Source organism: Agarivorans sp. D1326 (assembly GCF_056958115.1).
On record NZ_JBTWEN010000004.1, the window covers coordinates 412,356 to 425,895 of the forward strand.

The following is a 13,540-nucleotide window of genomic DNA, read 5'->3' on the forward strand; positions in this document are numbered from 1 at the left end:
AAATCTAAATACCGCTGCCAGCTACTTCTTCGTGTAAGCCACATTCTCGCTTCAAGCCGAAGAAGCGAGTATCTTCTTCACTCATCCCAGCTTGCAAGGGTTGTGAGGTTTGCACATCCCCAACCGACACATAGCCTTGTTCCCACAAAGGGTGATAAGGCAAGTTGTGATCTTTTAAGTAATAGTGCACATCTTTATTACTCCAATCGATAATGGGTAATATCTTGAAAGCACCATTTTGAATTTGCAGCACAGGTAAGTCTGAACGAGAAGACGACTGACTGCGACGCAAACCTGAGAACCAGCTCTTAACTTCTAGCTCTTTAAAAGCGCGCTGCATAGGCTCAACTTTATTCAAGGTGTTGTATTGCTTTAAGCCTTCAACACCTTGCTCCCAAAGCTTACCAAAACGCGCTTCTTGCCATGCGTTAGACTGCTTCGACTTATATACCTGTAAGTTCAGGTTTAAGCGTTCAGTTAGCTCATCAATAAAGCGATATGTTTCAGGAAACAAGTAGCCTGTATCGGTAAGTATCACCGGAATATCGGGCTTAATTTGCGTCAACAGGTGCAAACTAACCGCAGCTTGAATGCCAAAGCTAGAGGTTAATACCACTTGCTGGGGCAAGTTCTCTAGGGCCCAAGCCGCACGCTGTTGTGCACTCATGCCTTCAAGTTCTTTATTTACTTCAGATAACTCAGCAACACGGGCCTCAACAGGGAGTACAGCCAGTTGCTCCAAATCTAAGTTAGTCATGAAAATCCCTAACGCTTACTTTTACTTCAGCGACAATTCCAGCACGAATTACAAAGTCACCAAAAGCTTCATCTTGCTCACGCTCTTTAGCCCAGCGAGCAATTAAACCGTCTAATTCAGACAAGATTTCTTGCTCACCAATGCCCTCTAAATAGAGTTTTGGAATACGTGTTCCGCTTTGGTTACCACCTAGATATAAGTTGTACTTACCTGGTCCTTTGCCCACCAAGCCTGCTTCGGCAAGCATTGCGCGTCCACAACCGTTAGGACAGCCAGTTACTCGTAAAATAATGTGCTCATCGTTCATTGCGTGCTTAGCCAGCAATTGCTCTACATCGTCAACCAAACCAGGCAAGTAACGCTCGGCTTCAGCCATGGCTAATGGGCACGTTGGGAACGCAACACAAGCCATAGAATTTAGACGCTGCGAACTGTGACTATCATCAATTAAGCCATGTTCACGTGCAAGCTTTTCTATTTTGGCTTTGTCTTTAGCCGCTACCCCCGCAATAACTAAGTTTTGGTTAGCGGTCATGCGGAAATCACCTTTGTGAATTTCAGCAATTTTGGCAACGCCGGTTTTCAAGGCCTTTTCTGGGTAATCTAGCAAGCGGCCGTTTTCAATAAATACCGTTAAGTGGTATTTACCGTCAATGCCTTCTACCCAGCCAATACGGTCACCGCGAGAGGTAAACTCGTAGGGGCGACTTGCTTCGAAACTAATGCCAGCGCGCTTTTCAACTTCTTGCTTAAAGGTATCGCTACCCACACGGTCGAGCGTGTATTTGGTTTTAGCATTTTTACGATTAACTCGGTTACCCCAGTCGCGCTGCGTAGTTACTACTGCCGCAGCTACATCTAAGGTTTTATCAAGAGGAACAAAACCAAAGTCATCGGCGCGACGCGGGTAAGTAGACTTATCACCGTGAGTCATCGCAAGGCCGCCGCCTACCAATACGTTAAAACCGACTAGCTTGCCGTTATCAGCAATCGCTACAAAGTTAAGGTCGTTAGCATGCACGTCTATATCATTGTGAGGTGGGATCACTACCGTCGTTTTAAACTTACGAGGTAAATAATTAGATCCCAAAATTGGCTCTTCTTCGCCACCTTCAACCTTTTCACCATCTAACCAAATCTCGGCGTAGGCGCGAGTTTTAGGTAATAGGTGTTCACTGATTTTGGTCGCCCACTCGTAAGCTTCTTGGTGCAGTTCAGATTCAACTGGATTACTGGTACATAATACGTTTCGGTTAACATCACCAGCGGTTGCAATAGAGTCAATGCCAATACTGTTAAGCGTTTGGTGCATTAATTTAATGTTTGGTTTTAACACCCCGTGAAACTGAAAAGTTTGACGCGTGGTTAAACGAATACTGCCATACATAGTGTGGTCGGTAGCAAACTTATCAATGGCCAACCACTGCTTAGGCTGAATAATCCCACCAGGCATACGCGCTCGTAACATTACATTGTGCAGCGGCTCTAGCTTTTGCTTGGTTCGCTCTGCACGAATATCACGGTCATCTTGCTGGTACATACCGTGGAAACGAATTAACTGAAAGTTATCTGCTGTAAATCCACCAGTGATTCGATCACTTAGGTCAGCTTCAATAGTGCCACGCAGGAAGTTACTCTCTCGCTTTAGGCGCTCATTATCTGACAACTTGCCTTCAACAATTAGATCCGAACTCATTAGTAAACATCCTTCTGGTAACGCTTAGCGCTGCGTAACTGTTTTAAATACTCTTCTGCTTGTTCAGGGCTTTGTTTGCCTTGCTCAGCAATAATATCGATAAGGGCTTGGTGAACATCTTTCGCCATGCGGTTTGCGTCACCACAAATGTATAGGTGGGCGCCTTCTTCTAACCATTGGAAAACTTCTTCAGCATTTTCTCTTAAGCGATCTTGTACATAGATTTTCTCCGCTTGGTCACGCGAGAATGCTACGTCTAGCTTACTTAGCAAGCCTGATTTCAAGTAGCCTTGCCATTCGGTTTGATACAAGAAGTCTTGAGTAAAGGTTTGATCACCAAAGAACAACCAGTTTTTACCTTCAGCATCGCTGGCATCACGCTGTTGCATAAATGCGCGGAATGGTGCGATACCCGTACCTGGACCAACCATAATTACTGGCGTATCAGGGTTGCTTGGCAAGCGGAAGTTGTCGTTATGTTCAACAAATACTTTAACTTGGGCGCCTTCTTCAGCACGAGCACCTAAGAAACCAGAGGCACCACCCAAGCGCTGTTCATCACCCTGTTGGTAGCTCACTACACCAACCGTTAAATGAACCTCTTCTTCTACTTCTGCTTGTGCAGAGGCAATAGAGTAAAGTCGCGGAGTAATTTTACGCAAAGCATCAACAAAATCTTGTGCTGCCACTTTGGCTTTTTTCTCTAGCAATACATCAATCACTTGATGATTAGCGGCGTACTCTCGCAGTTTGTCTTTATCGGCAACCACAGTTTGTAGTTTTTTGCTAGCAGACCAGTTAGCCCAAGCTTCAACAAACGCGCCACTAGTTTGAGTAATTTCTAACTTTTCAGTTAGTGCGTCGGCTAAGCTAAACTCTTGCTCGTCAATACTAACGGTTTGGTCTTCTTTTAAACCTAAACGCGCGATAATTTTAGCCACCAACTCACGGTCATTTTCAAACCATACACCTAAGGCATCACCGGCTTGGTATTGAATGCCTGAATCAGCTAAATCGATTTCAACATGGCGAACATCTTTCGCTGAATCACGGCCAGTGATCTTCTGGCTTAAGCTCAGCTCAGCAGCATAAGGGTTCTTTTTGTTGTATTGACTAGCTGCTGGAGCGTTTACCGGCAAGCTAACCACCGAGCCAGTCGCTTCTGCGCTTAAGGTTTGCTTAACTTCGGCTAATGCTTGCTCAGTCCAGCTTGCAGCGTCCTTGTCATAATCAACATCACAATCAACACGCTCACATACACGCTCTGCGCCTAAAGCCGCTAAACGTTCATCAAAATCTTTACCGGTTTGGCAGAAAAATTCATAACTTGAATCGCCTAAAGCCAATACACTGTATTTTAAGTTATCCAGCTTCGGTGCTTTTTTAGAGGCTAAAAACTCGTGGAACTCGATAGCATCATCGGGTGGCTCGCCTTCACCATTTGTACTGGCAACAATTAACAGGTGGGTTTCATTCTTCAAGCTTTTTGCTTTGTAATCAGCCACATTAACAACTTCGGCATTAATGTCTTGAGCTTGAGCAGCAGCATGCAACTCTTCGGCAACACCTTTGGCATTACCCGTTTGAGAAGCATAAAGAATAGTTAGTTTGCCTGCAGGTTGTGCTTGCGCAAGCGGTGCCAATTGACCCGCGTTTTGTCCTACGCCCGCTAGGTAACCACTTACCCAGGCGAGTTGAGTTACCGACAGCTCAGCCGTAGCCTGTTGCAGCAGGCTAACCTGTTGCTCAGACAATGGACTAGCCAATGACGAAAGTTCCTTTAACAGCATTTTATCGCACCCTAGATTCACAATTGCAGCTAGTCTACCCAAGCACGACCTAAGACAATAAAGAATAAAACGGGATTTTTTATAACCGTAGGTAATATATGGTCACTTAGCAGCGAGCATTTCGTTCACAATTTGCACTATGTGACTGAACAACCAGCAATATCGGCAATTGTTATATAAGCTTATTTTATTCCCTTGGTAAATTGGTTCGCGATGGAACAGCGTTCAAAAAACAACATTCCCTTAAGGCAAAAGCTGCTGCTGGTGCTAGCCTGGTTGCTACTATCATTGCTGGCGGGTGTCACTGCGCAATACCAAGCTAAGCAGCAACAGCAAAGCCAACTCCTTGAAGAAAGCCAACGTTTACAACGCAGTATTCAGCATGAGCTGGATAGATTTCGCAACTTCCCCAAAGTGTTGGCGATTCAGCAGCAACTGTCCGAGCCACTTAGTCTTAATGTTACCAGCCAGCGTCGTCACGCTCTTAACCTCTACCTGCAACATGTAAACGATCTACAAGGCAGTGATGTTACCTACTTACTCGACCCTAGCGGCACCACCTTGGCCTCGAGTAATTGGCAAAGTGCCCGCTCGTTTGTGGGAAGTAACTATAGCTACCGTCCCTATTTCCAAACCGCTATCTTAGGTAAATATGGGCAATACTTTGCCTTGGGTTCTCGCTCAGGCATTCGTGGCTATTATTTTTCTGCTCCGGTAAAAGTACAACAACGGGTAGTTGGGGTAATAGTGGTAAAAGTCGCGCTAAACATTATTGATAAGAGCTGGCGAGACCCTAACTTTGAGTACCTACTTACCGACAAACACGGTGTGGTTTTTTACGCCTCGCAAGCTCACTGGCTTTACCGCAGCATTAAAGCTTTGCCAGAATCGTTGCGTCAGCAGCTAATTAACTCTCGTCAATATGGCGAACACCAGCTAAAAAATATGGCGCAAGACTTACGCCCAAACAGTATTAATTTGCCCAATTATGGTGGCCAACGAGTAGACTACATTAGCACCAACCGAGTATTGCCCACCGCCGGTTGGCGTTTATATGCTTTATCTAAAGACAGTGGTTATATAGGCGATATAGCTGAGGCGCTTTTTTTAAGTTCGCTATTTTATCTTGGCTTGGTATTGCTTTATTTATATTGGCGACAGCTACAACTAAGCCGTGCAATGCAAGCCCAGGCCAACCATCAATTAGAAGAAAGAGTTACGCAACGCACCGCCGAGCTTACTCAAAGCAATCAACAATTACAGCAAGCCATTGATGACTATCGCCGTACCGCCAATACCCTTAAAAAAACTGAAGATGAACTGGTGCAAGCCGCTAAACTTGCCACCCTAGGTGAGCTCTCTGCGGGGATTAATCACGAACTAAACCAACCTTTAACGGCCATGCAAAGCTATGCCGAAAACGCCCTTCGCTTCCAACAAAAACAGCAACATGAGCAAGTGACTCACAACCTACAAGACATCATTAAACTCACCTCTATGATGAGTAAAATGATTGCTAAATTTAAGATTTTCTCGAGGAAATCCAGCGGACAAACCAGTGCGGTATCTAGCGCTGTTTCGATTAACGCTGCCCTATCTATTCTCGCCAACCGAATTGTCGCAAATAACATTAAAATTGAATTTAGCGGCCAAGATGAGCAATGGGTAAAAGCCGACGCCATTCAACTAGAGCAAGTACTGATAAACCTTATTAACAATGCCATTGACGCCCTAGAAGGTATTCAATCTCCCCTACTAGGCATTAGACAATATCAGCAAGACAACTGGCAGTGCATTGCTATTTGGGATAACGGGCCGATGTTGAGCGAGGAACAGCAGCAACGTATATTTGAGCCCTTTTTCACTACCAAAAAACAAGGCTTGGGTTTAGGCATGGCAATATCTAAACGTTTAATCGAGTCTTTTGAAGGCGAATTGAGCGTGAGTAACTTAGCGGATATTGGCCCTGAGTTTGTTATTCGTTTACGCACTCACACCCCACCTGCTAATAGCTAACACTAGAGGTAACTGTGTATACACCGGTAATAATCATTGATGACGATCCCGATATTTTGCGCTCTCTGGGACAAACTTTAGAGTTAGAAGACTACGAATGTCTGCGCTTTGAAAATGCCGAACAGGCATTACGGCAAATTAAACCTACCTGGCCAGGCGTGATCATTTCAGACATCAATATGCCAGGTTTAAGCGGCTTAGAGATGATGCAACAAGCCCATCAAATTGATGCCGATTTACCGATTATTCTGCTTACCGGCCATGGTGATATATCTATGGCCATTAAGGCGATACGCGATGGTGCTTATGATTTCTTAGAGAAGCCTTTTTCCACCAGCCACTTATTAGATGTTCTGCAACGAGCTATAGAAAAGCGCCGACTCACCTTAGAAAACCGCGAGTTAAAAGCGGAGTTGGACGCTCAAAGTGGGCCAGGACCAAGAATACTTGGCTCAACGCCCGCAATCACCCGCATGCGCAAAATTCTTAGTCATATTAAAGATACCCCTGCAGATGTATTGATTCATGGTGAAACAGGCACCGGCAAAGAACTGGTTGCGCGCTTTTTACATGACCATAGCGTGCGCGCCAAACAGCCTTTTGTGGCAATCAACTGTGGTGCAGTGCCAGAAACAATGATTGAGAGCGAGTTATTTGGCCACGAAGCCGGCGCATTTACTGGAGCACAAAAAAAACGCATTGGCAAAATTGCCTTTGCCAATCACGGCACCCTATTTCTCGACGAGATAGAGAGCATGCCAATGGCGCTGCAGATTAAGCTGCTAAGGGTGCTGGAAGAGCGCAGCGTAGAGCCATTAGGCAGTAACCAAGCCACTGCACTTAATATTCGCGTTATTGCCGCCACCAAAAGTGATTTAAAAGATCTGGGCGAGCAAGGTGAGTTTCGCAGCGATTTGTACTATCGCTTAAACGTTGTTGAGGTGCACATACCCGCTTTGCGTGAACGTGCTGAAGACATTCCATTACTATTGGAAAACTTTCTGCGGGTAGCTGCTGCTCGCTATCAGTTAAATAGCCCCGAAGTCTCGCCGTCACGCTTAGCCGAATTAGTTAATCATGACTGGCCCGGCAATGTTCGAGAGTTGCGTAATCTAGCTGAGCGTTGGGTATTAATGGGCGAAGATGCGGCATTTAGCGAGAGTCAAAACCACCAGCAGTCACTGAGTTTAATGGAACAGCTTTATCGTTTTGAACGCACCTTGCTGCAAGATGCACTACAGCGCCATAAAGGCCATTTAAAGACCGTGCAGGAAGAGCTACAAATCGGCCGAAAAACCCTTTACGAAAAGATGAAAAAGTATCAATTAGACAAGGGCGACTACAAACAAGTCGAACCCGAGTAATGGGGTGAAACCGACCCATTTTCCATTATTGGATGGGGGCGAATCCCCCCATAACTTTAGCTGAAGATAGATTTACCGATTAAGAAGAAATCAACTAAGCCCATTTATTCAACCACTTAGAGCCAACCTGAAAACTTGGCTTACTGCTTGCTCTAAGGTGTAGCGTTGTAAACAACCAACCCTACACAAGGAAGAATAAAATGAAGCTATTAGCAAGTACGCTCACCGCTTTAAGCATTGCATTTGCCAGCGCTGTAAATGCCGCCCCCATCGAGCTGAAATTCTCACATGTTGTTGCAGAAAATACTCCTAAAGGCCAAATGGCTTTAAAATTTAAAGAACTCGTCGACCAACGCTTACCCGGAAAAGTAGAAGTTAAGGTTTATCCAAACTCTCAGCTATACGGAGACGGGAAAGAGCTAGAGGCCCTGCTACTGGGCGATGTTGAGCTGATCTCACCTTCGCTATCTAAATTCAAAAAATACACTAAAAAATTACAAGTATTCGACCTTCCCTTCCTTTTCCAAGATATGGCGGCCGTTGAGCGCTTCCAAGCCAGTAGTGCCGGACAAGAATTATTGTCTTCACTTGAAAGTAAAGGCTTAGTAGGGCTAGGTTACTTACACAATGGCATGAAACAGCTATCGGCTAACGAGCCGCTTTACACCCCTGCCGATGCAAAAGGCAAAAAGTTCCGCATTATGTCTTCCGATGTATTAGCCGCTCAGTTTGAAGCCGTTGATGCAGTGCCACTTAAAAAGCCCTTTTCAGAGGTTTTTACCCTACTACAAACCCGCGCCATTGATGGCCAAGAAAACACCTGGTCCAATATTTATTCTAAAAAATTCTTTGAAGTACAAGCCAGCATTACCGAGTCAAACCACGGTGTATTGGACTACCTAATTGTTACTTCAGCCGAATTTTGGCATGAGCTACCGGACGACATACGCAACGAGTTAAAGGCGGCTCTAGACGAAGCAGTTGCACACGGTAATCAAATAGCGGCTCAAAAAGCCGAGAAAGACAAGGCCAACATCATGGCTTCAAACCGTTCAGAAATCATTTCACTAAGCCCAGAGCAACGTCAGCAATGGGTAGAAGCAATGAAACCTGTTTGGCAGCAATTCGAAAGTGAAATTGGCAAAAACATTATTGATGCTGCAGTAGCTGCTAACCAGTAAGTGAAGAAGCGCAGAGTCCCCTCGCTCTGCGCTCATTCATTGACTTACGCTCTTGGATAAGGAAATCACATGAAGTTTGTTGCTTGGTTCCGCCGCTTTGAAGAAAACTTCATCGCTTTATTGTTGGTTACCATGACGCTATTGGTATTTGTAGAAGTAATCATGCGTTTTGTATTCAACGCCGGCATTCATTGGGTACAAGAAGTCACCTTGTATTGCTCAGCATGGTTAGTGCTACTAGGCGCGAGCTGGGGCGTACGCGAAGGCGCTCACATTGGCGTAGATGCCTTTGTAAAGGTGTTACCGCCTAACCAACGCAAGTGGCTTACCTTAATAGCGCTAAGCCTATGTTTGTTTTATTGCTGCCTATTTATGTATGGCTCTTGGGTTTACTTAAGCAAGCTAGCGCGTATTGGCATTGAGATGGAAGACCTGCCCATAGAAAAGTGGAAAACCATGAGTGTGTTGTTCATTGGCTTTGTACTGTTGGTCATTCGCTTCCTAGAAGTGGGCTGGAAAGTACTAACCAACCAGCAAGACGGCTTTCACTTGGCCGATGAAGCCAAAGAAAGCATGCAACTCGCCGACGAACTAAAAAAACAATAAGCACTTGCGGCAAAGGAACTGACCATGACAACTTTTACTCTGTTTATTTTACTGTTTGTATGCATGATTATTGGCATGCCTATCGCCATCGCGCTTGGCTTTGCTAGCATGACAACCATTCTATTGTTTTCTAACGACTCTTTAGCCTCAGTGGCCTTAAAGCTATTTGAAGCCACCTCTGAACACTACACTTTGTTAGCCATCCCCTTTTTCATCTTGTCATCAGCCTTTTTATCCACAGGCGGTGTAGCTCGCAGGCTAATTAATTTTGCCATGGATAGTGTGGGGCACATTCGTGGTGGCCTAGCCATGGCCTCGGTATTGGCTTGTATGTTATTTGCGGCAGTATCTGGCTCTAGCCCTGCTACCGTAGCAGCCATTGGCTCTATTGTAATTGCAGGCATGGTGCGCTCTGGTTACCCGGAATCACTAGCAGCTGGCGTGATTGCCAATGCCGGTACGCTTGGCATCTTGATCCCACCTTCTATTGTGATGCTAGTTTACGCCGCCGCTACGGAAGTATCGGCTTCGCGTATGTTTATGGCAGGGTTTATTCCTGGGATCATGATGGGCACCATTTTAATGATTGCCATTTATATCGTTGCGCGAGTAAAAAACTTGCCTGCTCAAGCCTATCCGGGTTGCAAAAAATGGGCGATTTCGGCACTTAAAGCCACAGGTGGCTTGATGCTGATTGTGATTGTTCTTGGCTCAATTTATGGCGGCGTAGCTAGCCCAACCGAGGCTGCATCAGTGGCAGCAATTTATGCCTTTTTAGTGTCGGTTTATGGCTATCGAGATATTGGCCCAATTAAACACCAAGCTTGGCAGAATGAAGGCGAAAACATCGGCTCGGCCGTTGCCCGTAACTTAATGCTATTCCCGGTTAGTATCTTTAAGTCAGTTAGTGATCCGGAGGTTCGCCAAGTGCTTAAAGACGCGGCAAAGGTGAGCATTATGCTGCTATTCATCATTGCTAATGCAATGTTGTTTGCGCATGTATTAACCACCGAGCGCATTCCTCACATGATTGCCGAATCCATTGTGGCCTATGGTCTTCAGCCTTGGGCATTTTTGGTAGTAGTGAATATCTTGTTGCTGATTGCCGGTAACTTTATGGAGCCTTCCGCCATTTTGCTTATCATGGCGCCCATCTTGTTCCCTATTGCTACGCAACTGGGCATAGATCCTATTCACCTTGGGATCATTATGGTAGTGAATATGGAAATAGGAATGCTTACCCCACCAGTTGGTTTAAACCTCTTTGTTACAGCGGGGATAACTGGAAAGAGCATGGGTTGGGTGATTAAGGCATGCTTACCTTGGTTAAGCTTATTATTGTTCTTCCTGATCTTAATCACTTACATACCGCAAATATCGCTATTTTTGCCGGAGTACTTCGACCGACTAAACGGCTATTAAAAACATAAGGGGCCTGGCTATGTCAGCCCCCTTATATTGAGTTACCTCAAGCTTTTAGTAAGAAGTAAATTGCTGATTGTGATTATCATTGTCCTTACATTGCCACTGATGAATCAGCGCTTTATTTTCCACAGAGCGAGCACTAACATCCAAACACTTACGACTTTGCTTCGACATTAAATTAAACCACCCATCGCCTTTGTCTATCAATTGCCACATCTGATTTTGATTACCGTCAATACAACTATATTGCTGAATGATAGCGCCATCGGCTTGCTCGCCACGAGACAAATCAACACACTTATTACTCACTTTTGCCCTAATTCGATACCAACCTGCACCCACATCTTCAAATGCAAATTGTTGGTTTACATTAGCCTGATTACAGCTCCACTGATGATACTGGCTACCATTGTTTGTTGCACCTGCCGCCACATCTAAACATTTAGCGCTGTGGCGAATCTTTAAGTTTTTCCAACCACTAACGGGTAACACCGTATGTGGCTGTTCAACCACCTCAATATTGTTTTTTTGAACCAAGGCTATGTTTGATTGCCAGTTCGTACCTACAGGACGAATACTTGATTTAAGTAAATACCCAGCTCCAGCCACTAACTCACTATCAAAGCTTAGATTAAGTTGTACCTTACCCGAACCTGCAGCCACAGTTTTCTTAGCATTTGCCAGCCAACTGCCATTACGCCAAAGCTCAATACTCACATCACGACTAATGCTCGCTTGATACTCAAGCTCAAAGGTATAGATTTTTGCCTTAGGTAGAGTTTTGATGTCACTCGCGAAGTTTAATGAGTCAGCCACTAAATCAGGAGTATCGATTCCTGCATACTTGGCATTAATATCTTGTAGCCAACCGGGTGTAACTCCTAGGCGATGCTGTAACTGCGCTTCATAAAGTGATTCAGGGCTTACTTTTTCACCATAGCTTTGATTAAGCCCTAACTCACTGTCTATAAAACTCGGTAAAGCACCGTGCCAACCAATCAACTTAGGCAATAGAAACCGCGTGTAAATGCTGTTAGTTCGCCACCACGCCACAGGCTCACCAGACTTTTTGCCTAAATCTTTAAAGTTCCAAAACACCAGGTCTTCCATATGGTTAGGTTGGCTCGAGGCATCGCCTCCGTTACCGCCACTGCTATAACTAAAGCCCCCATCTACACGGTCAAATAGCGTAGCATGAGGGAAGCTCGCATGAGCGTCGAAAGACGTATCTTGAGGCCAAGAATTACGATGAAACACAATGCCAGCCGAATGAGAGCTCACCCCTTGGGCGTGAAACATTCCACCGTCAGTTTTATCGTGGCTATGTGAAACCAACACACCATAACTATTTTGTATATGAATACCACTATGACCTCGGTGTCCATCTAAGGTGACGTTAATAACGCTACTCGCTATCGAGCTGGAAATATTTAAGGTGCTATTCCAGTTAGTAAAACGCACATCTTTTAACCACGAATGAGTATATTTTCCCATGTTAATGGCTTTCCAACCACCATCATGAATGTAGTCTTTATGGTGCACAAATTTCTCAGTCCACGTGCCAGTTAAACGCATGTTTTCAATACCAAAATGGCTACCCAACTGCATGGTTTTCACTTCCCAGTTATAAGCAGAATCAATAGGCATTAAAATTGGTTCAGCTAACGTAAGCTTTCGACCATTAATAGACTTAATTTGATGAAGTTCCTTACGAAACTGCCCTTGCTTAAAGCTCGTCCAGTTGTTTTCTACGTAGTAAGGTGAGACGGCATGATTTGTTACAGCGCTAAGGTCATTAAGTGCAAGATAGATATGGTCACCAACTTGTAACATGCTGCTGTCGGCAACGTTAATAGTATCGGCGCCAATAGCAGCGTCACCGGTTATGCGAGTAGCATACTTACCTTGATAACTCGCAGTACTGCCATTAATGCTGAGCATTGCAGGTACAGTCCATTTGTTTTGAGGAGTGGCGGTTTCCAAGTGATGCTTAAAAAACAACTCTGTACCTGAATCTCCATCCCCCTCCCCGCGAAGGATTAAGTTACTTGCCGTAATACTAAGCAGAGAACTGTATACTCCAGTGTTTTCACTTAATAGGTAACGACCCTTGGGGAAATACACCACCGCCCCATTTTTTTGTTTTTGAGCTGCATTTATCGCAGCTTTGATTGCGTTAAGGTCATCTCGGCCATCGTTTGGAATAGCGCCATAATCCTTAACGTTAAATACAGTCCAATTTGGCGAAGGGATTGCACTGTTACCACGGTCAAAACCAGCATACGAAAAATCAGGGATGGGTAGCGGCTCAGCATGTTGTTTTGCATCTAAGTAATCTTCCCATATTGGCGCAACTTGGGCATAAAGTTGAGTAGAAAGCAGCGTGCACAACGCAGCACCGAAAAAGGCTTTTCGGTTGAAATTATTTGTCACTATATTCTCTCCAAATCATCCTTTAGGGCAGCTTCCTGCACCCCAGGATCACATAAGTTTAAAATGATTATGTGCTAGTCATTCGCTAGTAAAAATGAGAGCTATACCTGATAAGACATCAAGCCATCCAATGGCTGATGCAAAACGATGTTTTATGGTTCAGCTTAAAGCTGATAATGTGTTTTATACGTCACTAATTGGTTATGTCACCGCAATAATGCTTCACTCTAGCGAGTGAAGCATTATTAACCAAATCCCGTAAATAACAAGAT

General features: G+C 44.7%; 9 protein-coding genes. 5 read left to right on the top strand and 4 right to left on the bottom strand.

All coding sequences use genetic code 11. The features are described from left to right. Positions 1-4: 4 nt before the first annotated feature. Genes ACYFDN_RS10620 through ACYFDN_RS10630 form a run of 3 tightly spaced genes read right to left on the bottom strand, consistent with a single transcriptional unit; the run spans position 5 to position 4,243 of the window. Positions 5-757 (bottom strand): phosphoadenylyl-sulfate reductase, encoded by a 753-nt coding sequence (locus ACYFDN_RS10620; protein WP_483511058.1) that lies wholly within the window; start codon positions 755-757, stop codon positions 5-7. Next, entirely contained in the window at positions 750-2,453 is a 1,704-nt protein-coding gene (gene cysI, locus ACYFDN_RS10625; RefSeq protein WP_338623835.1) for an assimilatory sulfite reductase (NADPH) hemoprotein subunit, read from the bottom strand. Before cysI ends, ACYFDN_RS10620 begins: the two co-directional genes overlap by 8 nt. Continuing rightward, positions 2,453-4,243, bottom strand: coding sequence for an assimilatory sulfite reductase (NADPH) flavoprotein subunit (locus ACYFDN_RS10630; protein ID WP_472589246.1), 1,791 nt, complete (start codon positions 4,241-4,243; stop codon positions 2,453-2,455). The genes cysI and ACYFDN_RS10630 overlap by 1 nt, the downstream gene beginning before the upstream one ends. A gap of 213 nt (positions 4,244-4,456) precedes the next feature. Between ACYFDN_RS10630 and ACYFDN_RS10635 the strand changes: the two genes are divergently transcribed. The 5 genes from ACYFDN_RS10635 (at position 4,457) to ACYFDN_RS10655 (ending at position 10,832) form a co-directional block, all read left to right on the top strand. After that, positions 4,457-6,259, top strand: coding sequence for an ATP-binding protein (locus tag ACYFDN_RS10635; RefSeq protein WP_483511060.1), 1,803 nt, complete (start codon positions 4,457-4,459; stop codon positions 6,257-6,259). Between the two features lie 14 nt (positions 6,260-6,273). After that, complete coding sequence (locus tag ACYFDN_RS10640; protein ID WP_338623828.1) at positions 6,274-7,623, top strand: sigma-54-dependent transcriptional regulator; 1,350 nt, start codon at positions 6,274-6,276, stop codon at positions 7,621-7,623. A 200-nt stretch (positions 7,624-7,823) separates the two neighbouring features. Further along, on the top strand, positions 7,824-8,804 hold the full coding sequence (locus ACYFDN_RS10645; protein WP_406610369.1) for a TRAP transporter substrate-binding protein: 981 nt from the start codon (positions 7,824-7,826) through the stop codon (positions 8,802-8,804). A gap of 69 nt (positions 8,805-8,873) precedes the next feature. Continuing rightward, positions 8,874-9,410: a TRAP transporter small permease gene (locus ACYFDN_RS10650; RefSeq protein WP_016403560.1), complete on the top strand. Its 537-nt coding sequence runs from the start codon at positions 8,874-8,876 to the stop codon at positions 9,408-9,410. A gap of 24 nt (positions 9,411-9,434) precedes the next feature. Then, a complete protein-coding gene (locus tag ACYFDN_RS10655; protein WP_016403559.1) occupies positions 9,435-10,832 on the top strand; it encodes a TRAP transporter large permease in 1,398 nt (465 codons plus the stop codon). Positions 10,833-10,886: 54 nt separating this feature from the next. On the opposite strand, the gene ACYFDN_RS10660 is transcribed toward ACYFDN_RS10655, so the two are convergent. Next, on the bottom strand, positions 10,887-13,268 hold the full coding sequence (locus ACYFDN_RS10660) for a DUF4955 domain-containing protein (protein WP_483511063.1): 2,382 nt from the start codon (positions 13,266-13,268) through the stop codon (positions 10,887-10,889). Between the last annotated feature and the right edge of the window lie 272 nt (positions 13,269-13,540).

Coding starts and splice junctions, on each gene's coding strand:
- ACYFDN_RS10630 (WP_472589246.1), bottom strand. CDS start 4,243: ATGCTGTTAAAGGAACTTTCGTCATTGGCTAGTCCATTGTCTGAGCAA.
- ACYFDN_RS10655 (WP_016403559.1), top strand. CDS start 9,435: ATGACAACTTTTACTCTGTTTATTTTACTGTTTGTATGCATGATTATT.
- ACYFDN_RS10620 (WP_483511058.1), bottom strand. CDS start 757: ATGACTAACTTAGATTTGGAGCAACTGGCTGTACTCCCTGTTGAGGCC.
- ACYFDN_RS10635 (WP_483511060.1), top strand. CDS start 4,457: ATGGAACAGCGTTCAAAAAACAACATTCCCTTAAGGCAAAAGCTGCTG.
- ACYFDN_RS10650 (WP_016403560.1), top strand. CDS start 8,874: ATGAAGTTTGTTGCTTGGTTCCGCCGCTTTGAAGAAAACTTCATCGCT.
- ACYFDN_RS10645 (WP_406610369.1), top strand. CDS start 7,824: ATGAAGCTATTAGCAAGTACGCTCACCGCTTTAAGCATTGCATTTGCC.
- cysI (WP_338623835.1), bottom strand. CDS start 2,453: ATGAGTTCGGATCTAATTGTTGAAGGCAAGTTGTCAGATAATGAGCGC.